The sequence below is a fragment of the Ensifer sp. GW821-FHT05G01 genome, assembly GCF_059419585.1.
On the sequence record NZ_JBWKSC010000001.1, the window covers coordinates 154,210 to 178,734 of the forward strand.

The following is a 24,525-nucleotide window of genomic DNA, read 5'->3' on the forward strand; positions in this document are numbered from 1 at the left end:
TAAAGTGTTGTCAGACCTGCTTTAGAGCAAGTTCGCTGTGAAATGAAGCGCATCAATGGCCGTTTTCGATGTTTCCGACGCCGGCTACGCCCATTCCGGTGGCGATATCGTTCTGCCGTCGCTTACAGGATCAATGTGGGCCCGACCAGAGTTAAATACCAGCCTTTGCCGAAATAGGCCGGTTTTTCAGGCATTCCAGCCTTTCTGCACCTTAGAATCTATTGAAAGAACAGCGCGCAAAAGTTATATCGCAACGAAAGTATTGTAAATTTTACGGGATCCATGGAACGCTCCTTGATGACGAAAGCAACCGAAGTGAGTTCGGAAGAGAGATTGCGCAGCTCGGGCCTGCGCCCGACGCGTCAGCGCGTCGCGCTTGCCGATCTGATCTTCGCCAAGGGCGACCGTCACCTGACCGTAGAAGAGCTGCATGAAGAGGCTGTTGTCGCCGGCGTGCCGGTTTCGCTGGCAACTGTCTACAACACGCTGCATCAGTTTACCGAGGCCGGCATGATCCGCGTGCTCGCGGTGGAAAGTGCCAAGACCTACTTCGACACCAACGTTTCCGATCACCACCATTTCTTCGTCGAAGGTCAGAACGAAGTTCTCGATATCCCGGTCAGCAATATCGAGATCGGCAACCTGCCGGAACCGCCCGAAGGCATGGAGATTGCCCATGTCGACGTGGTCATCCGGCTCCGCCGCAAGCGCGAACGCGCGTAAGGCGTTTCTTCCTACATCACATCGTCGGGGTCGCGGCCGGGGCTTGCCTTGCCGATCGGCAGCGTCCAGCCGTATTTGAGCGCGCCGGCGCGTATGGTGAAGGCTGACATCACGCCAAGCGCCGAGGTGGCCACCAGCGGCAGTCCGATCATGGTGGCGACGACAAAGACGCCGGAGCCGATCAGGGCAGCCGTCACATAGACTTCCGGGCGCAGCAGCACCGAGGGCTCACCTACCAGCAGGTCGCGCAGGACGCCGCCGAAGGTCGCCGTCAGCATACCGGTGACAAGGGCGACCGCGGGCGAGCCTGTTGCCGCCAACCCCTTTGCCGCACCCATGACGCAATAGGCCGACATGCCGATGGCATCGAGCCAGACCAGTACGCGGTAACGCGAATAGAACAGGTGCGCCGTGAAGAACAGGACGACGCTGACCGAGGCGCAGACGAGCAGGTAGTTCGGCTTGAGCACCCAGAACACCGGCGTTGCGCCAAGGATGACGTCGCGCATCGTTCCACCGCCGATGCCGGTGACCGAGGCAAGGAAGAGATAACCGATGATGTCGAGCTGTTTGCGCGAAGCCGAGAGCGCGCCTGTGGCCGCGAAGACGGCGACGCCGGCATAATCGAGGATTTCGAGGATCGTCATGGCCGCTCCGTTGAAAGGCGCATCGCGGAAGTCTGTCGCATCGCAAGCTGGAGCATCCGGGGCCGTCGCGTCAACGGGGTGACGCGTTGGGCGGTGAGACGCCGGGAAGCAGGCTGTCCGTGCGACCGCCGAAATAGTAGGCCGCCAGTCCGATCCATTCGCGCACCGCTGTCGTTGTCAGCTGGGCATTGAGAGATGGCTGGGTAAAGTCGAAGCCTGGTTTGACCATGCCGCTGGTGCGGTAGTCCGTTGGCCAGGGCGTGACCTTGAGCCCGAGCTTGCGGAAAAGCCCGACCGAGCGTGGCATATGGAAGGCCGACGTCACCAGCGCGCAGTTGGCAAGGCCGTTTGCTTCAAGCAGCCCATGCGTGTTGCGTGCATTTTCGAATGTCGTTCTCGACTGCTCCTCGCGGATCAGCCGATCGGGACCGATGCCGAAGGCGGCAAAGAAGGCGTCCGATGCCTTGGCATCGCCGTCATAGGCGCCGCTGAACGAACCATCGCCGCCGGACACCAGAATGCGCGCCTCCGGGTAGCGCTTGGCCAGCATGGCCGTCTCGATGAAGCGGTCGGCCGCCTGGTTGAACTCGATGCCGCCACGGCTTGCCATCACTTCGTTCTCGAAGGCGCCGCCGAGCACGATGATGCAGGAGAGGGCTACGGGTGGCTCAGCCGGCCGAGGGAAGCGGTCCTCGAGCATCTGGAGGAAATAGGATCCCGTCGTCGTGAACAGGCTGATGAAGAGCACGAGCGCGCCGAAAAGGCCGAAGGCGACGCCTATACGCCTGAGCCCCGCCGCCGTCATGATGAGGCCGGCAAGGGCAGCAAAAAACGCCAGGGAAAGGGGCTGCGCGACGAGCCAGAAGATCTTGGAAAGCAGAAACATCAGGCCCGTGTTCTTCCCTGCGATCCCTTAATATTTCGCAAAGGCATGGGGTCAGGCGTCCAGCGACCAACCCATTCGTCAGGCCGTCACGCCAGCGGCGAGCGGTTTCGCCTTGCCGGCACGAAGATAGCCGATGCCGAAGGCAACGAGCGCGCCGACGGCGACGATCGCCAGCGACAGCAGCGGGCGATAGGCAAACCAGGCGATGGCGATGACCAGGGGGCCGATGATGAGCGTCAGGATCGCCGCGATGATGCCAGTGCCAAATGCGACCACTGAACCAAGGACCGGAATGACGTCGGCGATGATGGAAATCAGCGACAGCATCAGCGTGAAGCCGATGAACAGGCCGATCAGTCCGCCCACGCGAACCAGCCAGGTAATCAGCGTGTTCTCGCTCTGGGCTGCGTCGAACATCTCGGCGGCGCTGGCAATGCCGGCCGAACTCAGGAACAGGTCGCGGCCGTTCGATGTGCGATAGGGGGCGAGGCTGCCGCCTTTCTGCGCCGCGACGAAGCTCGCGGTTTCCGTGTCTTCGCGGGTAAAGCCGATGCGCAGATCGCCGACGGCTGGGTTCTGGCGGTCAGCGGAGACGAAGATCGTCTGACCGTCGGTCTTGACAGGGCGGTTGGTGTCGAGCGCATCGGCCACGCGCTGCAGATCGGCGTCCGCCATCTTCACCGGGCTGTCGCGACCGAGGTCGGCTACGGCCCTGCCGTCGACCGAAAACGCGCCGAGCATCGCGCGCTCGACCGTGAAGCGCTCGCTCGAAAGCGGCATTTCCGGGTTCTGGTGCCCGTTGCCGTCACGGAAATCGGCCGAATCAGCGCGGTCGCTGCGCCACTCCTTGGCGTAGGAATAGGTGGTGACCGTTTCCTCGCCGCCGCCGAGCGTCTTGCGCGTCTCGCTCTTCTTTTCCTCGACCCATTGGTACATCTCGACCGAGCGGCGCAGACCCGCAGCCCCATTCGCAGACACTTCCAGCAGGCTATCGGTGGGCGTCCCGACAGGGTCGATCCGTCCGGCGATGTGGACCAGCTTGCCCTCGTTGCCAGCCTCGACGGCACCGCTGTCGACATCGACAACCGCACCGGCGCCCTCGACGAGCGCCCGATACGTCTTGACCGAACGGCCCTCGTTCCAGGCCAGCAGCCAGATCATGCCGAAGACCAGGATGAGCCCGATGAAGATGCCGACGACACCGTTCTTGAGGCGCGCAAACCACGACGTTCTGGTCGTTTCGGTAAAACTCATCTGATCCCCCGGCACGTGAATTCAATCCGGTTCACCAAGCGACCGGTTCGGTTTTCCCCGTTGGTAGCAGAAAAAAAGCGCAAGGGAATATATCGGCCGGACGGCGCAGACGATTGGCCCAAATATGGTGAAGGCCGTCAGTTCAAGGAGCTGTATTCGATGGGAAGTTTGGTGGAGCTAAGCGGGATCGAACCGCTGACCTCTTGCATGCCATGCAAGCGCTCTCCCAGCTGAGCTATAGCCCCATATCGGGTCCGGCGAGGCCGGTTCCGGGAAACTTGTCGGGCTGTTGTGCCCGGCGAGTGGCGGCTTATTACTTCTGCTTTTCGCGGATAGCAAGCCGAAAATGTCAGGCCGGTGGAAATAATTTCTGGACCGGCCCAATTTCCCCCCGTCCGCGCCAAAGGGCTGTGGACGGGAGGCATTCGCGTATTATTCTAAACCCTTAGACGTCGTCGTCGTCGTCGGACACGCCGATGAGGTCGCTCATGTCGTCGTCATCGTCTTCGTCGTCGGTCTGCAGGAAGGTATCGTCGTCGTCGTCGCCGTCGATCTCCACTTCGTCGTCGCCCAGATCCGGAATCTCGTCGCCGCCGGCTGCTTCGTCGTCAGCTTCCTCGAGCGATACGAGTTCGACTTCCGTGTTCTCGGTGTCGACTTCAGCGACCTCCTCTTCCTCTTCCTTCTCGAGCACCTTGGCAACCGAGGTTTCTTCGAAGAAGGACAGCGGGTAGGACTTGCCGGTGTAGGGGGAAACGATCGGATCACGGTTCAGATCGTAGAATTTGCGCCCCGTTTCCGGGTCAATGCGCTTTGTTCCGAGTTCCGCTTTTGCCACAGTCAAAGCCTCTTGAATGGCCGGCCGAGCCGGCGCTTGCCGGAAAGCCGGCGGGTGGAAAGGATATCAAGCCTATGATGATTAGCCGGTCCCCATAATCATCTTGGCCGCATCTGTCAAAGATAAAACTCGAAAGCCCTGCGCCGCCTGCTTTTTCTTCGTCCGGGATGATGATCGTGCAATCGCATTGTGTTAGGCAGCGGCAGCGCAGGATGGTCGCGCTCCGTTGCCGTTTCGCGGGTCGCGTTCCGGGCGAGCGGCCGCAGGTTCAAGGAAGGTTTGTATGTCCGCTGGCGTGATCGCAAAGCCTGCCGTTGCGCGCAGATCCGGGGCGCTCCGTGGAGAAGTGCGTATCCCCGGCGACAAGTCGATGTCCCATCGCGCCCTGATGCTCGGCGGGCTTGCGGCCGGCCAGACGCGCATTGGCGGCCTGCTCGAAGGTGAGGATGTCTTCAACACTGCAAGGGCGATGCAGGCCCTCGGCGCCACGGTGCGCAAGGAGGACGGCAGCTGGATCGTCCACGGTGTCGGCAACGGTGCGTTGCTCGCGCCCGAAGCGCCGCTCGATTTCGCCAATGCCGGTTCCGGTTGCCACCTCATCATGGGGCTCGTCGGCGTTTATGATTTCGCGACGACCTTCGTCGGCGATGCCGCGCTATCCAGGCGACCGATGGACTGTGTGCTCGATCCCTTGCGCCAGATGGGCGTTCAGGTGGCGTCGGCCGAAGGTGGCCGGTTGCCGGTGACGCTGCGCGGGCCGAAGACGGCAAACCCGGTGAGCTACCGCTTACCGATAGCCTCGGCCGAGGTGAAATCCGCCGTGCTGCTCGCAGGCCTGAACGCGCCCGGCATCACCACGTTGATCGAGCCGGTACCGACCGGCGATCATACTGAAAGAATGCTGCAGGCCTTTGGTGCCAACCTGACAGTCGACGTGGGTGCTGAAGGCGAACGCATCATTCGGCTCGAAGGGCAGGGCAGGCTGACCGGTCAGGACATCGACATCCCCGGCGATCCGTCCTCCGCTGCCTTTCCATTGGTGGCAGCGTTGCTGGTTCCGGGTTCCGACATCACCCTTCTCAATGTGCTGATGAACCCCACCCGCGCCGGACTTATCGTGACACTGCAGGAGATGGGCGGGAAGATCGATGTGCTGAATGCGCGGATCCAGGGCGGCGAGGACGTGGCCGATCTGCGCGTCCGTTCTTCCGCGTTGAAGGGCATCACCGTGCCGGAAGACCGCGCCCCCTCGATGATCGACGAATACCAGGTGCTTGCCGTTGCGGCGGCGTTTGCCGAGGGGCACACGGTGATGCGTGGTCTTGAAGAACTGCGCATGAAGGAATCCGACCGCCTTGCCGCGGTCCTATCGGGACTGAAGCTCAACGGCGTCGATTGCGACGAAGGGCCAGCCTCCCTCGTCGTCCACGGTCGCCCCGGTGGCAAGGGCCTCGGCAATGCCGCCGGGGCTGCGGTTGCGACCCGCCTCGACCATCGCGTCGCCATGAGCTCTCTCGTCATGGGGCTCGCATCCGAACATCCGGTCACCGTCGACGACGCGACGATGATCGCCACCAGCTTTCCCGGTTTCATGGAACTGATGGCGGGATTGGGTGCGACGATCGAATGAAGAAGCCGGGCGTATCCTTCGCGCAGCCGCGCCCTCTGATCCGTTGGTCCGTCCATGCTGCGATCGTCATACTGTTGACGGCTCTGACGCAGATCGGTGGCTTGGCCTGGCTTGCCGCCATGCTGCTGTCGCGCCGCTTTCGAGGCACCAGGCGCGCTATTGCCGTGCTTGCCATGTTCGTGCCTCTCTATGGGCTCGGCAGCGCTCTCGCCTCTGTGGCTGCACCCGTCTTTGGCCGTGTCCCGCTACCATGCCTTGCCGAGCAAGGGGCGACGATGCACATGCAGTCCATGCTTTACTGCGTGCTGAACCGGCAATATGTCGTGCCGGAGCTGAAGACGGCCGCATTGGCATTGGCGGCTCATATGAACAGTTCCTTCCCTGGAACGACGACACTGACGCTCGACGGCAACTTCCCGTTCTTTGACGGCTTTGCGCTGCTGCCGCATCTTTCCCATTCGGATGGCCGCAAGCTTGATATCGCATTCTATTACAACGATGTCGCCGGCGTGTTCCGCGACGGAGAAACACGCTCGCCGCTCGGTTATTTCGCCTTCGAGCAGCCGCGTGAGGGTGCTGCTTCGCCGTGTGAAGGGCGCGACGATGTCGTGACCATGCGTTGGGATCTCGCGGCTCTGCAATCGCTCTGGTCGCCGATGGCGCTTGAGGAAAAGCGCACCAGCGAAGCGATCCGCTGGCTGTCTGACGAGGGCCGGGCCTACGGCATCGCAAAGATCTTTGTCGAACCACATCTGGCCGAACGGCTTGGCGTTTCGGCGGAAACGATTAAATTCCAGGGCTGCCGTGCCGCAAGGCATGACGACCACATTCACATTCAGGTTTCAAAATGACACTCACCATCGCTATCGACGGACCCGCAGCGGCAGGCAAGGGCACGCTCTCGCGCCAGATTGCCGAAGAGTACGGCTTTCACCATCTCGATACCGGGTTGACCTACCGCGCGACGGCAAAAGCCCTGCTCGACGCCAGCCTGCCGCTCGATGACGAGGCGGTGGCCGAGCGCATGGCGCTCGAGGTCGAGCTTTCCGGCCTCGATCGTTCGGTGCTGTCGGCCCATGCGATCGGCGAGGCGGCATCGAAGATTGCCGTCATGCCAGCCGTGCGACGGGCGCTGGTCGAGGCGCAGCGGGCGTTTTCGAAGAAAGAGCCGGGCACCGTGCTGGATGGCCGCGACATCGGCACCGTCGTCTGCCCCGATGCGGCGGTAAAGCTCTACGTCACTGCGTCGCCGGAAGTGCGGGCGAAACGCCGCTTTGACGAGATCGTCGGCAATGGCGCCGTCGCCGATTATGCGGCGATCTTCGACGACGTGAAGAAGCGCGACGAGCGCGACATGGGGCGGGCTGACAGTCCTTTGCGCCCCGCCGATGACGCGCACTTGCTTGATACGTCTGAAATGAGTATAGAGGCGGCGTTTCAGGCCGCGAAATCTCTGATCGATGCGGCCCTGATCAAGAAGATCTGAAGAAGAGCCTTTTTCCGACGCTGTCAGGATCGCTCTTCTTGCATAAGCCTGAAATTCCGTCCACGCGCCGGATTGTCCCTTCGATGGGACGGACTGGGTTCAGGCCTGTTCAACACCAGCCCCCGGCGCATGTGCGTCTCATATTTGAGATGCATGCAGGAGATTCCATGTCTGCTACCAACCCAACCCGTGATGATTTCGCAGCGCTTCTCGAAGAATCCTTCGCGAAGACCGATCTGGCCGAAGGCTATGTTGCCAAGGGCATCGTCACGGCCATCGAAAAGGACGTCGCCGTTGTCGACGTCGGCCTGAAGGTCGAAGGCCGCATCGCTCTGAAGGAATTCGGCGCGAAGGCCAAGGACGGCTCGCTCAAGGTCGGCGACGAAGTCGAAGTCTACGTTGAGCGCATCGAAAACGCGCTCGGCGAAGCTGTTCTTTCGCGCGAAAAGGCTCGCCGCGAAGAAAGCTGGATGCGCCTGGAAGTGAAGTTCGAAGCCGGCGAACGCGTCGAAGGCATCATCTTCAACCAGGTCAAGGGTGGCTTCACCGTCGATCTCGACGGCGCCGTTGCCTTCCTTCCGCGCTCGCAGGTCGACATCCGTCCGATCCGCGACGTGACCCCGCTGATGCACAACCCGCAGCCCTTCGAAATCCTCAAGATGGACAAGCGTCGCGGCAACATCGTCGTTTCGCGTCGTACCGTTCTGGAAGAATCCCGTGCCGAGCAGCGTTCTGAAATCGTTCAGAACCTTGAAGAAGGCCAGGTTGTCGAAGGCGTCGTCAAGAACATCACCGATTACGGTGCGTTCGTCGACCTCGGCGGCATCGACGGCCTGCTCCATGTCACCGACATGGCATGGCGTCGCGTGAACCATCCGTCGGAGATCCTGAACATCGGCCAGCAGGTCAAGGTTCAGATCATCCGCATCAACCAGGAAACCCACCGCATCTCGCTCGGCATGAAGCAGCTCGAGTCGGATCCGTGGGATGGCATCGGTGCGAAGTACCCGGTCGGCAAGAAGATCTCCGGTACCGTCACGAACATCACCGACTACGGTGCGTTCGTCGAGCTGGAGCCGGGCATCGAAGGCCTGATCCACATCTCCGAAATGTCCTGGACCAAGAAGAACGTACACCCCGGCAAGATCCTGTCCACGAGCCAGGAAGTCGACGTTGTCGTTCTCGAAGTCGACCCGACCAAGCGTCGCATCTCGCTCGGCCTCAAGCAGACGCTCGAGAACCCGTGGCAGGCATTCGCGCACAGCCATCCGGCTGGCACGGAAGTTGAAGGCGAAGTCAAGAACAAGACCGAATTCGGCCTGTTCATCGGCCTCGACGGCGACGTTGACGGCATGGTGCACCTTTCCGACCTCGACTGGAACCGTCCGGGCGAGCAGGTCATCGAAGAGTTCAACAAGGGCGACGTCGTTCGCGCCGTTGTTCTCGACGTCGACGTCGACAAGGAGCGCATCTCGCTCGGTATCAAGCAGCTCGGCAAGGATGCTGTCGGCGATGCCGCCGCTTCCGGCGAACTGCGCAAGAACGCTGTCGTTTCGGCCGAGATCATCGCCGTCAACGACGGTGGTATCGAAGTGAAGCTCGTCAGCCACGAGGACATCACCGCGTTCATCCGCCGCGCCGATCTGTCGCGTGACCGCGACGAACAGCGTCCGGAGCGTTTCTCGGTTGGCCAGGTTGTTGACGCTCGCGTCACCAACTTCTCCAAGAAGGACCGCAAGATCCAGCTGTCGATCAAGGCTCTGGAAATCGCGGAAGAGAAGGAAGCCGTTGCTCAGTTCGGTTCGTCCGACTCGGGCGCTTCGCTCGGCGACATTCTCGGTGCCGCTCTGAAGAACCGCCAGACCAACGAGTAATCGTTGCCTGACGTCTGAAATAAAAGGCCCGCGGAGAGCGATCTCCGCGGGCTTTTGTTTGGGTGTATTTCGCTCGGCTGCAGCATGGCTGCATGCAGCGCATTGTCCTTGCAATTGATCCGGTCGAGCGCATCCGACTTAAGGTGATCAAATTGCGGGAGCGTCGCCGTTGTGTTCTTCCGGACGCACGGCGCTCTGAACGTTCAATGTAAGGGTCAGCCGAGACCGCCGAGCTTGCGATAGAGCTCGTAGACATCGGGCTCATCGGTCTGTTCGTCGCCCGTTTCGCTTCCTCCGTCTTCCATCTGCTGCCCGTTCTTCGTGCCTTCGTCCTGCGCAGCCTCGCCGTCATCTCGCGCGGCTTCGCCGTCGCCTCTGCCTTCTTCCCGTTCGCTCTTTTCCGCCTCGTTCCTCACGTCCTCAACTGCGATCGGATAGGGGATCATCGCAAACGGGATCGCTTCGCGTGGCAGGCCGTTCTCGATCAGCCGCGCGATTGCCTGCTGCATTGCCTGGTCTTCAACGGCCTTCTGAGGGCGCTGGGTGGCCGTGGCACCCGCGGGGCCTGATTGCTCCGTATCGTCGTCCGCAACGCTCAGAGCGGCAAGCTCGGCGCCTGCAGTCGCGTCGCGTGGTCGCAGCGGGTTTGGGCGACCCGTCTCTGCGCCCTCCGCCTCTGGGAGGCTAGCCGCTGCCTTTGCTTCGGCGTTTTCGAATTCGGATGGGATCGTTTCGGGCGCATCTGCACCTGCAGGTTCTCCGGGCAGACCGAGCGCGTCGCGCACGATCACCTTCAACGCGTCGGAAAGCGCACGATCCGTGCGGCTCTGGTCGCTGCGTGTCGCTGCCCTGTCGTTCTGCATATGGTCCTCGCCATCGGGGTGCGGGCGATAGGTGCCGTCCGGCTCCTGGTCTTCGTCGGCGTGACCCGCCTCGCTGCCGGCATCCGTCCGTGCAGCGCCATTGCGTGCCTCCGCTTCTCTGGCCTTTAGCGGCAAATCGCCATCTTCGGCTGCGGCGGAAGGCTGCAATGGCGCATTTTCCTCTTCACTGAACCGAGCCTTGTCGGCGCCGGCCTCCGGATCGACGACGTCGGGATCGGTCTCTCCGTTGATGGTGGCGGTCAGGGATTCGATCTCCGGGCCGTCCAGTGATGGCGGTCGGCCGGGTATTGTTCTCGGCTCCGATCGCTCCGGCACGGTCTGTCGCCGTGCCGTTGCCTCGCCCTCGGCAGGCAGCCTCGCCTCCGCCTCCTCGGTCACCAGGCCCGACGCGTCATTCTCGCTGCCGACCCCAAAGGTCTTCTTCAGCACGGACTGCAGCAACGCGACCTCGCTTGCGACCGGGCTCCGGGCGGTGGCCAGATGCAGCGGAATGGCCGGCTGCAAAGGCGGGTTGCGGAGGCTGGGCAACGCAGCGCCCGTGGACGGCGATGCTGCGCCGTTTCGGATGGCCGGCAGATCAGCGAGGATACCGACCCGCAGCGCCAGGTTGCGCCCGCCCAGCTGCCGCTCAAGCGCCACGCGTTCCGGCATCGGCATGGATTCGAGAAAAGTGACGAGTCGACGCACGAAGTCGCGTCCGCCCTCCTGCGGCAGCGGCGGAAACTTGAGAATGCGGGCGAGGTCCTCCATCAGCCGCACGAGGGCGTCCTTGGAAAGGATCTCGCGGCCAGCCAGATGCCGGGTCAGCGCATCGAGGATCTTCTGTATCGCTTCGCCCCGTTGTGCGGCCGTAAGGGGGGCTGACGGCTGCTGGGGCCGCGTGCTCGCCTCTTCGGCTGGCCCGGTCGCGGTTCTGACCGTGAGAATGGGTGTCAGCATTCTGGTCTCCCTCTCGCTTGACCCTCGGGTTGAAGCGCCACCGTCGGCAGGCGGCATCCAGATTCCATGCGTTTCGACGGACCAATTCGATATCCGCCGTAGAGATTGGCTGTTCTATTCGGGCTGGCGCCTCATGCGCGTCTCGGCCAACCGGCCAGACTTGCCGCAGCTTGGCTGCGGATACGGGAATCGGCATGATGCTTCGACGTTAGGTGAGATAAGTTTATAAAATCTTAACCATGCGACGAGGCGGCCCATGCCCTTGGGAAGCCTTGTAGAGGCCATCGCCGCCAGCCAGGGTCGTGCACGATCCCTTTGCATCGGGACCGATCTGGCGGCAAGATCGGACACTGCCGTCGCCATCGTGCACCCTGGTCGGCGCGCGGCGCTATCCCAAGTCCATGCCATGGAGTTTCGGATGACTGTTCGCCCTCCAAAATCGCTCAGCCCATCCCATTTCGCTTCCGGCGCCATCAGCGCTCTCGAATACGAACTGTTATCGGAGCGCGCCGACGCGCTCGGGCGGCACGGCCTCAAGGTCGAAAAGGCGATCGCCGCCTTGCAGGCATGCGAGGGGAAGGAAACCCCGCCGGAATTGCGCGAGCGGTTGCTCGACGATGCGGCTGACGCCGTCTGGGCGTTTTTTATCCAGCGCGAGATCTGCGGCCTGCGCGACAGTCGCGATGCGGTGCGGCGCTACGGCATCCCCAAGGCGGTGATGGCGAGATTGGGGATTGTCCGTCGAAAGTGATCAGGCGGCGAACAGCGCCTGGCTGGCGAGACTGTAGAGGCCGATCTCGTCGATCCGGACTGGCAGCGGGCGCTCGGCTTCGGCCTCGCGGGCGTCACGCACGTCTTCCAGATTGTCTTTGGCCTCGAGCGCTTGCAGTTCCTTCTGCTGCTCGGCCAGGGTCTCCGCGTCGGCAACGCGCGTCGGATCGCTCGTCAGACTGTCCAGCTGCAGCTCATCCAGCGACTTCACCTCCGCCGCATCCGCAAGGCGTTGGATCGCCTTGGCCGCGTCGCTGCTGTGGCCGGCCTTTTGGGTGCCCTTGCTGTCGAGCGCGTCCTGCAGCTTCTTGCCCTGGCTACCCTGCGGATCCTTGATCGCATCGACGAGCTCGGTCAGCGAGATGTCGATATTCGTCAGTCCCAGCTGCTTCTCGATGTCGCGAAGCATATCCGTCGGCAGGTTTTCGACGATCTTTTCCAAGGCGCTGCCGAAGGCGAAATCGGACTTGAAGTCCTCACGCTTCAGATCGAAGAACGCGCCGACTTCTCGGATGAGCACCATCCGGTTGCTGTTGGCATCGTTTCCAGCCTGATTGAAGAAGTGATCGTTGATCTTGGTGTTGGCCGCTTTCTGGGCGTCGTCCGATTTGACCTGAGCCTTCAGGATCTTGTCGTCCTTGGTGCCCTTGGCCTTCTCTTCCTCTTCCGCCTGACGCTTCTCGATATCCTTCAGGATCGAACCGACCAGATTGGTCGTTGCGGTGGCGCTGGATTGCTGGGTGGGCAGCAGCATCGTTTCATTCCGGCAAAAGTTGCGAACGTTATGAAACGGTAAGATGGCGAGGTTAATTGCAGCTTAACCTGTCATTCCCAGATATCGGCCCAGATATCGGCCCAGATATCGGCCAAGAAATCGGCCACTATGCCGGATCGGGGGGAAGCGGCGCAACGCGGTCGCTGCGCCGCCAGGGCGTGAGCTATCGATAGGGCGAGTAGCAGGCGCGATAGACGCCGCTGTAGGTAAGGAACCGGTTGGTTGCCGGATTGTAGGAGCGATAGCGCGACAGGCACCAGTTCACATGGGCGCTGTAGCCGCGGCGAACATAGTTGTCGCGATAGTAGTAGCGCTCCCGATAGTAGCGGCGTGGATAGTAGTCATCGTAGTAGCGGGGGTAGTTGTTGTAGTAGCCGCCGTAGCTCTGCCCGAAATAGAGGCTGAAGCCCGGCCGGTAGTAGGAGTTCCATCCACCGCCGTAGTAGCCAGGTCCCCATCCGCCGCCCCAGCCGCCACCCCAGCCGCCGCGGCCCCAGCCGTTGGGATACATGACGCCTCCGTATCGCCTGTACGGATAGTATTGTGCGTTCTGGACGTCGCCTTGCACCTTGATCTGAACGTCGCTTGCTTGCAGCGGCATAGCCCGGGCGGGTCCGGCCGGGGTCGCCAGAGAGGCGGCGGCCAGGGCGCAGCCGACAACGAAATTCCGAAATCCCGTCATGCTTTCCTCACTTTCCGAAAGGGTTGCTTTCAGGTTGTGTCCCTGCTTCACATTACGTGTCTTTTTCTTGGTTTATTCATGGCGAAACCGTGCGGATCCGTTTGGCCAGCCGCCGGATTTTTGCTCCGTCTGTTTTCGGATATAGGGTGCGCCGGAACGTTTGCCATGTCACTGTTATTCTTGCCTATTGCCGGTCGTCAGCGTTTACGGAGCATGAGATGCAATTGAAGTTCGGTACCAGCGGCCTGCGCGGCCTGTCGGAAGAGCTGACGGGCGAGCCGTCTGCACGCTATGCGAAGGCCTTCGCGCGGCACCTGATCGCCTCCGGGCAGGCGAAGGCGGGGGATCCGATCCTGATTGCCCGCGATTTTCGCGATTCCAGCCCCGAAATCGCGGCCGTATGCACCGACGCTCTGAAGAGCGAAGGGTTTCGCGTCTTCGACTGCGGTACTGTGCCGACCCCGGCACTGGCCCTCTATGGTCTTGTCCACAAGGCCGCGGGCCTGATGATCACCGGTTCGCATATTCCCGCCGACCGCAACGGCATCAAGTTTTACCGGCCGGACGGTGAAATCGACAAGAACGACGAACTGGCGATCAGCGCTCTTGCCGATGCGATCGTCGGCGAGGCCGTGCCTTTGGCAGGTGTGGGAGAGGACCATGCGTCGTCGGCCGCAGAGCAGTTCCTTCAGCGCAACCGGGATCTGTTGCCGCCGGACTCGCTTGCCGGTCTGCGCATCGGCGTCTATCAACACAGCACCGTCGCCCGCGACCTCCTGGTCGATGTGCTCTCGTTTTATGGTGCTGAGACGGTGGCCTTGGGCCGTTCCGAGGATTTCGTGCCTGTCGATACCGAGGCCGTTTCGTCTGAAACGCTTTCCAGGCTTGCCGCCTGGGCGTCGGAACATGGCCTGGATGCGATCGTCTCGGCCGATGGCGATGGCGACCGACCGCTGGTGGCCGACGAGAAAGGCGCACCGCTGCGCGGCGACCTCTTGGGTCTTGTCGCCTGCGAGTTCCTCGGCGCGCAGGTGGCCGTGACGCCGGTCACCTCCAATTCCGGCCTCGAACGAGCCGAAGGCCTTTCGGTCATCCGCACTCGCGTCGGCTCGCCCTATGTGATTGCCGCAATGGCGCAAGCGATCCGCGAGGGTGTGATGAAGGTCGCCGGCTTCGAGGCGAACGGCGGTACGCTGACGGCGAGTGATTTCTCGGTTGGCAATGGCGTCCTCAAGGCCCTGCCCACCCGCGACAGCTTCCTGCCGATCCTTGCGCTGCTTGCACGCGCGGCCGAGAGTCGGATGACCCTCTCGGCGCTGGCGGCGTCCTATCGCCTTCCGGTCGCGCTCAGTGACCGGCTGGAAAACTTCCCGGTGGAAACCAGTGCACGCCTTATGGCGCATCTGCGGGGTGGGGCAGAAAATCTCGGCGCGTTCCTCGCTCCGATCGGTCGTCCGGCCGCGGTCAGCGACATCGACGGCCTGCGCGTGACCCTCGCCGATGGTCGCGCCATCCACTTCCGCCCATCCGGAAACGCACCGGAGATGCGCTGCTATGTCGAAGCCGAAACGGCGGCAGAGGCGGACGAGCTGCTTGCTCAAGGACTTTCCACAATCAGGTCCTGGGCAAAAGCGACGCCAAACTGACTTTTTTGCGTCCTGACACGAAAACTTCAAAATGCCTGTTGACACTTCGGCTCGGGCCTTTTACACCCCCGCTCGTCGCCCAGATGGCGGAATTGGTAGACGCGCCAGCTTCAGGTGCTGGTACTCGAAAGGGTGTGGAGGTTCGAGTCCTCTTCTGGGCACCATTCCTTTAACCAAACATTTGTTTTGGTTTGAAAAACCCCGGCTTGCCGGGGTTTTTTCGTTTCTGGCTTTTGGCCTGCCCCGACGGCATCACCACCAGTTTCCCTGATGAAAAATGGCCTGTTTCGTGCGCGCGAAGCGGCGCAGTCGAGGCTGCGTTGCTGCATCGGGTTTGCGGGCTTGCCATCGCGCCACAGGCGCCGTTTCGAAGCATCTGGTGTTCTTGCGCGGTCGTGGGTCGTTCATCCTTCAGGAGGGCCCTTGTGGCGGCGCATCTTGCGATCCATGTCAGGCTCACTACTATCTCATGATCCGCTGCGGCGGCGGATTTCAAGCGAGGATCAACCGTGATGGCTGAAACGCGTCGCAAGCTGACGACCATCTTCTCCGCTGACGTCCAGGACTACTCCCGCCTGATGCGTGCGGACGAGGAGGGTACGCTTGCCACTCTCAAGCGGTACCGGGATGCCATGACACGCCTGATCGAGGCGCATGGCGGCCGGGTCATCAATACCTGGGGCGATGGGCTGATCGCCGATTTCCCGAGTGTCGTCGAGGCTTTGCGTGCGGCGATCGACGTCCAGAGCGAGCTTGCCGGATACAACGCGAAAAGCGCAGACAGCGCGCCGATGCTTTTTCGTATCGGCATCAACCTCGGAGACGTGATCACCGAGGATGACGACATCTACGGCGATGGCGTCAACGTGGCCGCGCGCCTGCAGGCCTCCGCCCCCGCCGGCGGCATCGTGATTTCCAATACAGTCTACGACCAGGTGCGCAACAAGGTTGCCGTCGGCTTCGAATTCTTGGGCCAGCTCGAGGTCAAGAACATCGACGGCGGCGTGCCGAGCTACGCGGTGCGCATCGGCGCGGCCGATGACGCCGCGGCCGGATCGGACCCTGGGGGCGAATGGGGGCGGCCGGTCGAGCGTCCCGTTCAGCCCGCACTGGTACCTGTCGAAACCACCGCCAGACCGATGAGCCTGACCGGCAAGCTTCTGGGCGCGCTGGCCGTGATCGGAGCCGGCCTCGTCGCGCTCAATCTGTTGAGCTGGCGCGGTGTGTTCTGGGCGACCTGGCCACTTCTGGGACTTGCGGTCGTCGCTGCCCTGGAATGGGTGCGGGCAAACAACAGGATCGACCGGGTGATTGGCACGCTCGCGATCGTTGGTCTGACGCTCGTCGCAATCAATGTCCTGTCCTGGCGGGGAGTGTTCTGGGCGGTGTGGCCGCTGCTTGCCATTGCTGTTGCCGCCGGAATCCGTTGGGTCATGCGCGGGAGAGATGGTGCGAAGTTTTGACCGAGCGAGCAGTCCAGCCCGTCAGGAGGGCGCTTGCTGCGGCGTTGCCTCGACAACCGGGCGCGCGCTGACCACCTCGTAGATTTCCAGCGCCGTGGCGCGCCCCTTGGCCTGCGCAGTGCCGAGAGGCCGGAAGGTGATCGCATCGGATGCCTGGGCGACGACGGCATCGCTTGCCATGATTGTCGTGCCGTAGTTCTTGTTCATGCCTTCGAGCCGCGAGGCGACGTTCACCGTGTCGCCCATAGCCGTGTATTGCAGCCGCTCCTTCGCGCCGACGCTGCCGACGACGGCGGTGCCGGTGTGAATACCGAAGCGGGTGCGGAATTCGGGCAATCCCTTCTTGCGTTGCGCGTCGTTGAACACCTGCAGCCGTGCCTCGACCGCCAGTGCGCAACGACAGGCATTTTCCGCATGGCGTTCGTCAGCGGCGGGCGCGTTCCACATGGCAAAGACCGAATCGCCGAGGAACTGGATGATCGTGCCGTCATGGGCATCGACCACCTCGCTGAAAATGTCGAAATACTCCGAAAGCATCGCCACCACCTCTTCCGGCGCGTGCTGCTCGCTCAAGGTGGTGAAGTCGTAGATGTCGGTGAAAAGCGCCGTCACCTCCTGGCGCCAGGCCGCGCGGCCACTGAACTGACCGGATTCGATGCCCTTGCGCACCAGTTCCCTCGGGACGTAGAGCGCGAAGGTGAAGATCGCGTCGCGCGCGCGGTTCATCGCGCCGCCGAGGGTGGAGATCTCGCTGACATGCGACGACACGTCGATTGGCGTGGTGAAGTCCAGGTCCTGCAGCCGGTTGGCGCTGGCGGTCAGCTGGTTGAGCGATTTGGTGATCAGGTGCGCAAGCACGAGCGACGACAGCACGGCAAGCGCGACGACGGCGCCGGATATGGTCAGTCCCTGGACCAGCGTCCTGTTGGCGTCGGCCATGAGCTCGTCGAGCGGTGCGGCCACCACGGCGCGGTTGCCGGAGAGAAGCAGCGCGGATTCGAGCGGCGTCACCATGACGAGATAGGTTCGGTCTCCGACTTCGACGAAGTCGGCCTTGCCGGGCGCTGGCGGATTGAGACGGATGCTCTTGATCAGGGGGTCGCTCTCAGCCTGAACGATCGGCCCATCCTTATCCTTTGCCGCCATGATGCGTCGCATCATCACCCGGTCGGAATGGATGATCGGTTTACCGACGGCATCGAGAATGAAAGAGACCGAGCCCGCCGTCAGCCGCTCGCGGGCGAGGAAGTCGGTGATCGTATCGAGGACGACGTCGGCGCCAATGACGATCTGCGGATTGCCGCGATGGGCCTGCGAGATCGTCATTTCAAGCGTTTCGGTCGTGGCACTTTCGTAGGGGCCGATCGAAACCGCAGCCTTTCCGTTTACGGCCGCTCGATACCAGGGCCTGGTTCGTGGGTCGAAGCCTGAGGGCGGCACAAGCCGTTCGGAGAATTGCGTACCGTCCTTGTCCAGGAAGAGCACCCGTTGGAGGGGATTGCCGCTTGCATCCTTTTCCATCGAGCGCACGGCAATGGCCGCGCCGCGCGGCGCATCGAGTGCCACGCGCCATGCGACCTGCTTGAGGTCGACCATCTGAAAGAAGGCGCCGTCGGGGTAGCCGACATAGACACCGTCGATATGTGGCGAACGGGTAATGCCCTCGCGCAGGACCGCCACCTTGTCGTTCATCCGCTCCGGTGGCGGCACGAGGAAGGAGTTGGCAACCGATGAGACGAGGCTGACGAGTGCGGAGGTATCACCTGAGAGAACGCCCAGCCGGTCGACCAACCGGCTCATGAAGCCATGCATATTGGCCTCTGCATCCGCGATCGCGGCATTGCGCGAGCGGTTATAGTCAAGTCCGACGAGGATCGTGGAAACGGCGATCAGCATGGCGACCATAACCAGGCTGAACAGTGACCGCAGCGAACTGTTCCAGCCATCGCCTGTTCTGCTTTGTCGAGCGTCGGGCGCCTTGTCTGCCATTCCGGGCCTCTGGTTTCGCTCTACCCTACGGTTTGTACTGTTCCGGCGCCTTTTGCGTGTGCCGATGACGCACATGTCGCCGTTACGTTGAACTCTATATGCAATTCCCATAAAACACGTTAATCGGCGGGAGGAACGAACCCGCCGAAATCCACCCGTGAAAAACGGTGGCTCAGTTGACGGTCACCGGCTTGGAGCGCATCCGCGCCACCGTTTCGCGCTCGGCGCGCTTGCAGCGCATCGGCGGCAGATCTCGGTCCATCAGGTCCATGTCTTCCAGTACCATGTCGCCCATCTTCTTGAAGGCGCTGTCGAGCGCGCCCGCCCGGTGTGCCGAGCGCAGGAAGCCGGGCAGGCGGCGTACCTTGTGGTCGAGCGGCAGCGGCTCTTGCGGAAACACGTCGCTGGCCGCAACGATGTGTCCGCTTTCGACGGCCGACATCAGTGCGTCGAAATCGACGACGCCGGCACGGCTGAGCAGGATGAAGGCCGCACCTGGACGCATGCTGGCAAAAGCCCTTGCGCCGAGAAAACCTTCGTTTTCGCTGGTGACCGAGGCGACGACGAAGACGAAATCACTTTCCGTCAGCACGGTTTCGAGCGCCGCCGGCTCGACGCCATTTTCCCTGAGGATCGAGGCTGGCATCCAGGGATCGAAGACGCGGATTTTCGCGCGGAAGCCTGAAAGCACCCGGTTCAGCGCCTTGCCCAGGTCCCCGAAGCCGATGATGCCGATGTCCGCGCCGGACAAGAGCCGCGCCGAGCGATTGCCGTCTCCGCCCCAAAGCTCCCGGCCGTCGCGAAAGGCGACATCGGCCTCAACGATGCCGCGCGCGATGTTGAGGGCCATGGCGAGCCCCAGTTCTGCCACCGGCTCGGCAAACACCTGGCCGGTCGTGACCACGTGAATACCGCGTTCGAACAGCACCTCGTAGGGCATGTTGTTGATCAGGTTGCTCTCGACATTGAGAATGGCGCGCAGCTTCGGCATCCGCCGCAGCGTATCGTGATCGAGCGGCGGCTGGCCGATGATGTAGCGTGCCTGTGACAGCACTTCGTCGCCGAGGCCGGCGATATCTTCGGGGTCGACTTCGACGATGCGGTAGCGCGCGTGCAACTGCTTGAGGGCGTCGTCCGTGAAGATCAGGTCGAGCGTGCGGGGCGCGGGCGCGCTGATGGCAAGCGGCCGGTTGGTGTCGAGCATTGTTCCTCCTCGGCGAAGGCATGGCCCCCGCGTTTCCTCTTTCAAATTTCTAGGAACAAATCCACGCCTTGCCAAGCGCGAGCCGGAATGGCCCGGAGCATCTCTCCTTCAAGCGGCTTCATTGAAGGCGGCTACGTTGCTTCAGTAGCCGAGCCCGCGCTTCTGCCGGTAGAGCGACGGTGGCAGATCGGTACCCTGGAACACCGGACCGTCGCCGCGGCGGCAATTGTAGATCGTGTCGTATCGCGGTCCGCCGCGTGAACTCGATTCGAACGGATAGTCGCGGTCGATGAGCGACTGTTCGCACACCACCTTGTCGCCGTTGTCGTTCAGAGGATCCATAGGGCGCACGCCCGGCAGATCCGTATAGTTCTGTGCCAGCGCCGGCATGGTGAAGAGGCCAAAAGCGACGGTGAGGACTGAAAGAGCGAGGGCAGGGCGTCGGGATGTCATCAATGCGAGCTTTCGAAGACAGCACCCGCAGGGAGGTGCCATGACACGGTTTCGCCAGAACCCAACTTGCGCTATAGGCGACACCACTTCCGTTTCATCTGGGGATTTTCGATGGCGAATGCAATACGGTTTCACGAAGGCGATATTTCCGCAGCCGATGCCGCTCGCTACAGAGGCGCGATTGCCATCGACACCGAAACGCTTGGCCTTGTCCCCCGCCGTGACCGGCTCTGCGTCGTCCAGCTTTCACCGGGAGACGGCACGGCCGACGTGATCCGGATTGCCGCCGGCCAAAAAGAGGCGCCGAACCTCGTCGCCATGCTCGAAGACCCGGCGCGCCAGAAGATCTTTCATTTCGGCCGTTTCGATATCGCCGTGCTGTTCCACACCTTCGGCGTGACGACGACGCCGGTGTTCTGCACCAAGATCGCCTCCCGCCTGACCCGTACCTATTCGGACCGCCACGGATTGAAGGACAATCTCAAGGAAATGCTCGACGTCGACATTTCCAAGCAGCAGCAGTCCTCCGACTGGGGGGCGGCGGTCCTGTCGCCGGCACAGCTCGAATATGCCGCATCCGACGTGCTGTACCTGCATGCGCTGCGCGAAAAACTGACGGCGCGGCTCTTGCGTGATGGCCGCATGGAGCACGCGGATGCCTGCTTCGCCTTCCTTCCGACCCGCTGCAAGCTCGACCTGCTCGGCTGGGACGAGACCGATATTTTCGCACACAGCTGAAGCGTCAGGGTGTCAGCCAGAGAACGACGCCGTAACGCGCTGCCTTGCCGATCGCCACGAACACCAGGAACAGCGCGAAAGGCATGCGCAGCAACCCGGCGACGAGCGTCAGCGGATCGCCGACAATGGGCAGCCAGGAGAGCAGCAGCACCGGCTGGCCATAGCGCGCAAACAGCGTCTCCGCCTTCTGTCGCGCTGCGGGCGAAATCGGGAACCAGCGTCGCCCCTCGAAGCGGATCAAAAACCGCCCAAGCACGAAGTTGACGACAGCGCCGAGCACATTGCCGGCCGTGGCCGCAACGAAAAGGGCGAAACGGCTCGTTTCACCATGAAGCGCCGCAGCGACGATCGCCGCCTCCGACATGCCGAACAGAAGTGTCGCTGAGAGGAAGGCTGCCGAAAAAACGCCAGCAAGAATGCCGAAATCCAGGATCAGCTCCTGTCCGTATGGCCGAGATCGCGCTCCGGCTCGATGATGTCGCGGATGCGCTGCTTCAGTTCCTTGGGTCCTGGGAAGCCGCCGTCGCGCTTGCGCTCCCAGATCAGTTCGTCATTGACGCGGATTTCGAAATTGCCGCCGGTGCCGGGAATGAGCGCCACTTCGCCCAGCGATTGGCCGAAGGTCTGCAGCAGCTCCTGCGCCATCCAGCCGGCGCGCAAAAGCCAGTTGCACTGCGTGCAATAGAGAATGGTTATCCGCGGTTTCTCATCCATCTGTGCTTCCCGGGTGGTTTGTGCGCGGCAACATACTGCATAACGCCGCAAGACAGGAACCTGTCTGCGCAGAAAAATAGGCTGTAAATTTCGGGCGTTACCGCGTCCTTTGGCGAAAATGGCCGTCTGTTGCGCAGACGCGACGACGGACAGCAGCTTGTGGTCACGCGCCTCTCACATATTTGTCAACTGAACTAGTCATGTTTTTATCGATGGCACCCTTGCAAAGGGAAAGGCGCCCGGCGAGACATTGCTGCATTGCACATATTGTCGCAGCCACCTCCAAGAGGACTTAACCATGACTGATGCCACCGTTTCGACTTCCCGTCCCCGTGCAATCTTGCCGGCACTGGAAAAGATCTATCTGCCGCTCGACACCTTTGCTGAAACGCTGCTGCGCGTTCTTTGCGGCGTGCTGCTCGTAACTCACGGTTACGGCAAGATCGTCAATCCCTTCGGCGCCGTCGGGATGGTCGAAAGCCTCGGCTTTTATCCCGGCGTCTTCTGGTCGCCGTTGCTTGCCGCGACCGAGTTCTTCGGCGGCATTCTGATCGCCATCGGCCTTTTCACCCGCCCGGCCGCTTTCGCCGCCACGATCGTGCTGCTCGTTACCGTCTACTTCCACGGCATCGTGCAGGGAGAAGGCCTCGGCGGTGCCGAGAAGTCGATTCTCTGGGCAGCGATCCTGTTCTTCTTTGCCATTCGCGGCGCCAACAGCCAGTCCGTCGACGCCAAACTCGGCAAGCAGTTCTGACAGGCTTCTGCCTCGTGAAATGCGGGGAGGGCGGTTTGACCACCGGCCTCCTCGACTCGTTTTTGGGGAAGGGATGCGCATCCTCAAACTTCCCCATCGGCCGCCGCGAGGATTTTCGCCACCCCGCGGTTGAAGCAACGCGTTTAGGCCTTCTCGGCGGCGGTCACGTTGCGGATGGTCATCCGGTGCACCTTGCCGGAGCGGTCGTGCCAATCGATCGACTGGCCGACCGAGAGCCCGATCAAGGCTGCGCCGATCGGCGTCAGCACCGAAATGCGTCCGGCCTCGATATCGGCTTCGCCGGGATAAACCAGCGTCACCTGCTTGGCAAAACCATTGTCGGCCTCGAAGGAGACGGTGGACCCCATCTGCACGCTGTCGGCCGGGAGCTTTGCTGGCGGGGCAATGCGCGCCCGCTCGAGCTCCGTCAGGAGCGCCTCGGCGACTTCGGGAATGCGATCGAGGGCGGAAGAGGCAAGCGCCGTCAGGCGCTTGTGGTCCTCGGCATTGATGATGATTGCGGGAAGCTTGTTGCGGGCGGTGGTCGCCATGATGATACCTGACATTTTCTGCGACGGGCCATGAGCGCCGTCGTTGCTGTTCTAGGATAATTCTATCGGGAAAAACTCGGCGCTCGGATCGCGGCCAGGGAACGGGCGTTCTCATTTGCCGACGCGAAAGGCTCCCCTGACCCGGAGAGCGCAAGCATCCGGGCTGGGGTCAGGTTCCTGCGATCGGGCACACCCGGAAGCAGCGAAGAGAAGAAATCGCGAGCATCATGATGCCGGGAAGGTCGGAAAGTTTGGCGCGGAAGTCAAGTCCCGGATGCTTCGTGCCCGATTGCCTGGCAATGCGCATGGCGTGCTTTCTCGCCTCTTGAACCGAGACGCCTGTCGTGTTCAATCTTCAGCCGAGACGGCGAAGGGAAGGTTCTGATGCGGGTACTGGTGGTGGAAAACATGGCGAAGACCGAGCTCGGCCAGGTCGGCACGGCGCTTCGCGAGGTCAAGGCGGAGATCGAGGTTCGCCGCGCCTATGCCGGCGACCCGGTTCCGGAAACACCCGATGGTTTCGATGCGCTGGTGGTGCTGGGCGGCGAGCAGAGCGCGCTTGACGACGCGGCTTTCCCCTACCTGCCGCAGCTCGCGGCTCTGATGCGCCGGTTCGGCGATAGCGAACGTTCCGTGCTCGGCATCTGCCTCGGCAGCCAGCTGCTCGCGCGTGCCTATGGTGCGAAAAACCTGCTCGGTGAAGCCAAGGAATTCGGCTGGCACGAGGTGCGGGTGCGCACCGAAGGGCAGAGCGATCCGGTGCTGGCATCCGTCGGCGAAAGCTTCCCGATCTTCCAGTGGCACGGCGATACCTTCACACTTCCGGAAGAGGCCGTGCACCTTGCCGAAAACGACGTAACGCGGCATCAGGCGTTTCGCGTCGGGCGTGCGGCCTATGGAACGCAGTTCCACTTCGAGGCCGATACGGATCTTGTCGAAGACTGGAACCGTTCGTTCCCGCAGACCATCAATCGCCTCGATCCGACCTGGCTGGCGCAGTATCCCGCCCATGCAAGGCGGCATGGCGAGAAGGCCAATGCAGCGGGCCTCGCCTTGGCGCGCGCCTGGGTCGCCACCATCAGGCGCGACGATGCCTCTGTCGCGGCGCCGAGCAACGAGGTGCTGGAGGAGGCCTGCTGATGGACGAGGGGATCGGCGGCGGCTGCTTCTGCGGGCGCATCCGCTATCGGCTGAAACAGCTGCCAATGTTCGTCAATTGCTGCCATTGCACCGATTGCCAGCGCCAGGTCGGAAGCGCCTTTGTCGTCAACGGCGTCATCGAAAGGGAGAATATCGAGCTGACGGCCGGCGACCCCATCCTCGTGACGCTGCCGACCGAGAGCGGCCGTCCGCACGACGTCTATCGCTGCGCTGAATGCCAGACGGCGCTCTGGAGCGATTACGGTCGGCGCGGCTGGCTTTCCTTCCTGCGCATCGCAAGCCTCGATCGCCCATCGGATTTCCCGCCGGATGCCCATATCTTTACCCGCTCGAAGGTCTCCTGGCTGTCGCTGCAAGGTGGGGCCCCGGCCTTTGAGATCTACTACGACATGAAGACGCTGTGGCCGGCCGAGAGCCTGGCGCGGCGGGAAGCAGCCGAGGCAAAGGCAAAGACGTGAGCGTC

Annotated in this window: 27 protein-coding genes and 2 tRNA genes; 13 read left to right on the top strand and 16 right to left on the bottom strand. The window is 62.3% G+C overall.

Going from position 1 to position 24,525, the window contains the following annotated elements:
* Positions 1 to 297 precede the first annotated feature (297 nt).
* Complete coding sequence (irrA, locus tag AC07UR_RS00730; protein ID WP_077499560.1) at positions 298 to 723, top strand: iron response transcriptional regulator IrrA; 426 nt, start codon at positions 298 to 300, stop codon at positions 721 to 723.
* An 11-nt stretch (positions 724 to 734) separates the two neighbouring features.
* Here irrA and AC07UR_RS00735 read toward each other — a convergent pair whose 3' ends face one another.
* The 5 genes from AC07UR_RS00735 to AC07UR_RS00755 form a co-directional block, all read right to left on the bottom strand.
* Complete coding sequence (locus AC07UR_RS00735) at positions 735 to 1,370, bottom strand: trimeric intracellular cation channel family protein (RefSeq protein ID WP_173418646.1); 636 nt, start codon at positions 1,368 to 1,370, stop codon at positions 735 to 737.
* Positions 1,371 to 1,440: 70 nt separating this feature from the next.
* Positions 1,441 to 2,256: a YdcF family protein gene (locus tag AC07UR_RS00740; RefSeq protein ID WP_209788201.1), complete on the bottom strand. Its 816-nt coding sequence runs from the start codon at positions 2,254 to 2,256 to the stop codon at positions 1,441 to 1,443.
* 78 nt (positions 2,257 to 2,334) lie between these two features.
* A complete protein-coding gene (locus tag AC07UR_RS00745) occupies positions 2,335 to 3,510 on the bottom strand; it encodes a TMEM43 family protein (RefSeq protein ID WP_209788197.1) in 1,176 nt (391 codons plus the stop codon).
* 169 nt (positions 3,511 to 3,679) lie between these two features.
* Positions 3,680 to 3,755 (bottom strand) — tRNA-Ala (locus AC07UR_RS00750).
* Positions 3,756 to 3,955: 200 nt separating this feature from the next.
* A complete protein-coding gene (locus AC07UR_RS00755; RefSeq protein WP_173418649.1) occupies positions 3,956 to 4,348 on the bottom strand; it encodes a TIGR02300 family protein in 393 nt (130 codons plus the stop codon).
* Between the two features lie 283 nt (positions 4,349 to 4,631).
* Between AC07UR_RS00755 and aroA the strand changes: the two genes are divergently transcribed.
* From aroA to rpsA, 4 genes are all read left to right on the top strand, one after another.
* Positions 4,632 to 5,978, top strand: coding sequence for a 3-phosphoshikimate 1-carboxyvinyltransferase (gene aroA, locus AC07UR_RS00760; protein ID WP_209788194.1), 1,347 nt, complete (start codon positions 4,632 to 4,634; stop codon positions 5,976 to 5,978).
* Positions 5,975 to 6,829 carry a hypothetical protein gene (locus AC07UR_RS00765; RefSeq protein ID WP_209788192.1) on the top strand — a complete coding sequence of 285 codons (855 nt, stop codon included), beginning with the start codon at positions 5,975 to 5,977 and terminating at the stop codon, positions 6,827 to 6,829. The genes aroA and AC07UR_RS00765 overlap by 4 nt, the downstream gene beginning before the upstream one ends.
* On the top strand, positions 6,826 to 7,464 hold the full coding sequence (cmk, locus tag AC07UR_RS00770; RefSeq protein WP_209788190.1) for a (d)CMP kinase: 639 nt from the start codon (positions 6,826 to 6,828) through the stop codon (positions 7,462 to 7,464). Before AC07UR_RS00765 ends, cmk begins: the two co-directional genes overlap by 4 nt.
* Positions 7,465 to 7,631: 167 nt before the next feature.
* Positions 7,632 to 9,338, top strand: coding sequence for a 30S ribosomal protein S1 (gene rpsA / locus AC07UR_RS00775; RefSeq protein WP_077499319.1), 1,707 nt, complete (start codon positions 7,632 to 7,634; stop codon positions 9,336 to 9,338).
* A 215-nt stretch (positions 9,339 to 9,553) separates the two neighbouring features.
* Here rpsA and AC07UR_RS00780 read toward each other — a convergent pair whose 3' ends face one another.
* A complete protein-coding gene (locus AC07UR_RS00780; protein ID WP_209788188.1) occupies positions 9,554 to 11,161 on the bottom strand; it encodes a hypothetical protein in 1,608 nt (535 codons plus the stop codon).
* A 418-nt stretch (positions 11,162 to 11,579) separates the two neighbouring features.
* Between AC07UR_RS00780 and AC07UR_RS00785 the strand changes: the two genes are divergently transcribed.
* A complete protein-coding gene (locus tag AC07UR_RS00785; RefSeq protein ID WP_209788186.1) occupies positions 11,580 to 11,912 on the top strand; it encodes a DUF6665 family protein in 333 nt (110 codons plus the stop codon).
* Here the strand turns inward: AC07UR_RS00785 and AC07UR_RS00790 are convergent, their stop codons facing one another.
* On the bottom strand, positions 11,913 to 12,686 hold the full coding sequence (locus tag AC07UR_RS00790) for a hypothetical protein (RefSeq protein WP_209788184.1): 774 nt from the start codon (positions 12,684 to 12,686) through the stop codon (positions 11,913 to 11,915).
* Between the two features lie 184 nt (positions 12,687 to 12,870).
* Positions 12,871 to 13,389, bottom strand: coding sequence for a BA14K family protein (locus tag AC07UR_RS00795; protein ID WP_209788181.1), 519 nt, complete (start codon positions 13,387 to 13,389; stop codon positions 12,871 to 12,873).
* Between the two features lie 218 nt (positions 13,390 to 13,607).
* Here AC07UR_RS00795 and AC07UR_RS00800 point away from each other — a divergent pair, with 218 nt between their 5' ends.
* The gene (locus AC07UR_RS00800; protein WP_209788178.1) at positions 13,608 to 15,035 is read left to right on the top strand and encodes a phosphomannomutase; all 1,428 of its coding nucleotides are present in this window, start codon (positions 13,608 to 13,610) and stop codon (positions 15,033 to 15,035) included.
* A gap of 77 nt (positions 15,036 to 15,112) precedes the next feature.
* Positions 15,113 to 15,199 (top strand) — tRNA-Leu (locus AC07UR_RS00805).
* Positions 15,200 to 15,204: 5 nt separating this feature from the next.
* Here AC07UR_RS00805 and AC07UR_RS00810 read toward each other — a convergent pair.
* Positions 15,205 to 15,495: a hypothetical protein gene (locus AC07UR_RS00810; protein WP_209788174.1), complete on the bottom strand. Its 291-nt coding sequence runs from the start codon at positions 15,493 to 15,495 to the stop codon at positions 15,205 to 15,207.
* Positions 15,496 to 15,547: 52 nt separating this feature from the next.
* Between AC07UR_RS00810 and AC07UR_RS00815 the strand changes: the two genes are divergently transcribed.
* Positions 15,548 to 16,498, top strand: a complete 951-nt coding sequence (locus tag AC07UR_RS00815) for an adenylate/guanylate cyclase domain-containing protein (protein ID WP_209788171.1) — start codon at positions 15,548 to 15,550, stop codon at positions 16,496 to 16,498.
* Between the two features lie 21 nt (positions 16,499 to 16,519).
* On the opposite strand, the gene AC07UR_RS00820 is transcribed toward AC07UR_RS00815, so the two are convergent.
* From AC07UR_RS00820 to AC07UR_RS00830, 3 genes are all read right to left on the bottom strand, one after another.
* Positions 16,520 to 18,487 (bottom strand): adenylate/guanylate cyclase domain-containing protein, encoded by a 1,968-nt coding sequence (locus AC07UR_RS00820; RefSeq protein ID WP_209788168.1) that lies wholly within the window; start codon positions 18,485 to 18,487, stop codon positions 16,520 to 16,522.
* A 172-nt stretch (positions 18,488 to 18,659) separates the two neighbouring features.
* Positions 18,660 to 19,691 carry a hydroxyacid dehydrogenase gene (locus tag AC07UR_RS00825; RefSeq protein ID WP_209788165.1) on the bottom strand — a complete coding sequence of 344 codons (1,032 nt, stop codon included), beginning with the start codon at positions 19,689 to 19,691 and terminating at the stop codon, positions 18,660 to 18,662.
* A gap of 141 nt (positions 19,692 to 19,832) precedes the next feature.
* Entirely contained in the window at positions 19,833 to 20,144 is a 312-nt protein-coding gene (locus tag AC07UR_RS00830) for a hypothetical protein (protein ID WP_173418661.1), read from the bottom strand.
* 111 nt (positions 20,145 to 20,255) lie between these two features.
* On the opposite strand from AC07UR_RS00830, the gene AC07UR_RS00835 reads away from it, so the two are divergent.
* On the top strand, positions 20,256 to 20,882 hold the full coding sequence (locus tag AC07UR_RS00835; RefSeq protein WP_176351193.1) for a ribonuclease D: 627 nt from the start codon (positions 20,256 to 20,258) through the stop codon (positions 20,880 to 20,882).
* 4 nt (positions 20,883 to 20,886) lie between these two features.
* On the opposite strand, the gene AC07UR_RS00840 is transcribed toward AC07UR_RS00835, so the two are convergent.
* Positions 20,887 to 21,231 carry a YqaA family protein gene (locus tag AC07UR_RS00840; RefSeq protein ID WP_173420932.1) on the bottom strand — a complete coding sequence of 115 codons (345 nt, stop codon included), beginning with the start codon at positions 21,229 to 21,231 and terminating at the stop codon, positions 20,887 to 20,889.
* Between the two features lie 83 nt (positions 21,232 to 21,314).
* Entirely contained in the window at positions 21,315 to 21,596 is a 282-nt protein-coding gene (locus AC07UR_RS00845) for an Rdx family protein (RefSeq protein ID WP_025425523.1), read from the bottom strand.
* 298 nt (positions 21,597 to 21,894) lie between these two features.
* Between AC07UR_RS00845 and AC07UR_RS00850 the strand changes: the two genes are divergently transcribed.
* Positions 21,895 to 22,350 (top strand): DoxX family protein, encoded by a 456-nt coding sequence (locus AC07UR_RS00850; RefSeq protein ID WP_173418663.1) that lies wholly within the window; start codon positions 21,895 to 21,897, stop codon positions 22,348 to 22,350.
* A 143-nt stretch (positions 22,351 to 22,493) separates the two neighbouring features.
* Here the strand turns inward: AC07UR_RS00850 and rnk are convergent, their stop codons facing one another.
* Both rnk and AC07UR_RS00860 read right to left on the bottom strand, forming a co-directional pair.
* Positions 22,494 to 22,901, bottom strand: a complete 408-nt coding sequence (rnk, locus tag AC07UR_RS00855; RefSeq protein ID WP_494700009.1) for a nucleoside diphosphate kinase regulator — start codon at positions 22,899 to 22,901, stop codon at positions 22,494 to 22,496.
* A 169-nt stretch (positions 22,902 to 23,070) separates the two neighbouring features.
* The gene (locus tag AC07UR_RS00860) at positions 23,071 to 23,208 is read right to left on the bottom strand and encodes a hypothetical protein (protein ID WP_173418665.1); all 138 of its coding nucleotides are present in this window, start codon (positions 23,206 to 23,208) and stop codon (positions 23,071 to 23,073) included.
* 77 nt (positions 23,209 to 23,285) lie between these two features.
* Between AC07UR_RS00860 and AC07UR_RS00865 the strand changes: the two genes are divergently transcribed.
* Positions 23,286 to 24,041, top strand: coding sequence for a type 1 glutamine amidotransferase (locus tag AC07UR_RS00865; protein ID WP_209788162.1), 756 nt, complete (start codon positions 23,286 to 23,288; stop codon positions 24,039 to 24,041).
* The gene (locus AC07UR_RS00870; RefSeq protein ID WP_209788159.1) at positions 24,041 to 24,520 is read left to right on the top strand and encodes a GFA family protein; all 480 of its coding nucleotides are present in this window, start codon (positions 24,041 to 24,043) and stop codon (positions 24,518 to 24,520) included. Before AC07UR_RS00865 ends, AC07UR_RS00870 begins: the two co-directional genes overlap by 1 nt.
* The last annotated feature ends 5 nt before the right edge of the window (positions 24,521 to 24,525 follow it).

Excerpts from the sequence above, each read along its gene's own strand:
- AC07UR_RS00835 (WP_176351193.1), top strand. The coding sequence starts at position 20,256 with ATGGCGAATGCAATACGGTTTCACGAAGGCGATATTTCCGCAGCCGAT.
- AC07UR_RS00820 (WP_209788168.1), bottom strand. The coding sequence starts at position 18,487 with ATGGCAGACAAGGCGCCCGACGCTCGACAAAGCAGAACAGGCGATGGC.
- irrA (WP_077499560.1), top strand. The coding sequence starts at position 298 with ATGACGAAAGCAACCGAAGTGAGTTCGGAAGAGAGATTGCGCAGCTCG.
- AC07UR_RS00740 (WP_209788201.1), bottom strand. The coding sequence starts at position 2,256 with ATGTTTCTGCTTTCCAAGATCTTCTGGCTCGTCGCGCAGCCCCTTTCC.
- AC07UR_RS00745 (WP_209788197.1), bottom strand. The coding sequence starts at position 3,510 with ATGAGTTTTACCGAAACGACCAGAACGTCGTGGTTTGCGCGCCTCAAG.
- AC07UR_RS00815 (WP_209788171.1), top strand. The coding sequence starts at position 15,548 with ATGGCTGAAACGCGTCGCAAGCTGACGACCATCTTCTCCGCTGACGTC.
- rpsA (WP_077499319.1), top strand. The coding sequence starts at position 7,632 with ATGTCTGCTACCAACCCAACCCGTGATGATTTCGCAGCGCTTCTCGAA.
- AC07UR_RS00795 (WP_209788181.1), bottom strand. The coding sequence starts at position 13,389 with ATGACGGGATTTCGGAATTTCGTTGTCGGCTGCGCCCTGGCCGCCGCC.
- AC07UR_RS00850 (WP_173418663.1), top strand. The coding sequence starts at position 21,895 with ATGACTGATGCCACCGTTTCGACTTCCCGTCCCCGTGCAATCTTGCCG.
- AC07UR_RS00830 (WP_173418661.1), bottom strand. The coding sequence starts at position 20,144 with ATGACATCCCGACGCCCTGCCCTCGCTCTTTCAGTCCTCACCGTCGCT.
- AC07UR_RS00765 (WP_209788192.1), top strand. The coding sequence starts at position 5,975 with ATGAAGAAGCCGGGCGTATCCTTCGCGCAGCCGCGCCCTCTGATCCGT.
- AC07UR_RS00735 (WP_173418646.1), bottom strand. The coding sequence starts at position 1,370 with ATGACGATCCTCGAAATCCTCGATTATGCCGGCGTCGCCGTCTTCGCG.
- aroA (WP_209788194.1), top strand. The coding sequence starts at position 4,632 with ATGTCCGCTGGCGTGATCGCAAAGCCTGCCGTTGCGCGCAGATCCGGG.
- cmk (WP_209788190.1), top strand. The coding sequence starts at position 6,826 with ATGACACTCACCATCGCTATCGACGGACCCGCAGCGGCAGGCAAGGGC.
- AC07UR_RS00870 (WP_209788159.1), top strand. The coding sequence starts at position 24,041 with ATGGACGAGGGGATCGGCGGCGGCTGCTTCTGCGGGCGCATCCGCTAT.
- AC07UR_RS00800 (WP_209788178.1), top strand. The coding sequence starts at position 13,608 with ATGCAATTGAAGTTCGGTACCAGCGGCCTGCGCGGCCTGTCGGAAGAG.
- AC07UR_RS00780 (WP_209788188.1), bottom strand. The coding sequence starts at position 11,161 with ATGCTGACACCCATTCTCACGGTCAGAACCGCGACCGGGCCAGCCGAA.
- AC07UR_RS00790 (WP_209788184.1), bottom strand. The coding sequence starts at position 12,686 with ATGCTGCTGCCCACCCAGCAATCCAGCGCCACCGCAACGACCAATCTG.
- AC07UR_RS00785 (WP_209788186.1), top strand. The coding sequence starts at position 11,580 with ATGACTGTTCGCCCTCCAAAATCGCTCAGCCCATCCCATTTCGCTTCC.
- AC07UR_RS00860 (WP_173418665.1), bottom strand. The coding sequence starts at position 23,208 with ATGCGCATTGCCAGGCAATCGGGCACGAAGCATCCGGGACTTGACTTC.
- rnk (WP_494700009.1), bottom strand. The coding sequence starts at position 22,901 with ATGGCGACCACCGCCCGCAACAAGCTTCCCGCAATCATCATCAATGCC.
- AC07UR_RS00865 (WP_209788162.1), top strand. The coding sequence starts at position 23,286 with ATGCGGGTACTGGTGGTGGAAAACATGGCGAAGACCGAGCTCGGCCAG.
- AC07UR_RS00845 (WP_025425523.1), bottom strand. The coding sequence starts at position 21,596 with ATGGATGAGAAACCGCGGATAACCATTCTCTATTGCACGCAGTGCAAC.
- AC07UR_RS00825 (WP_209788165.1), bottom strand. The coding sequence starts at position 19,691 with ATGCTCGACACCAACCGGCCGCTTGCCATCAGCGCGCCCGCGCCCCGC.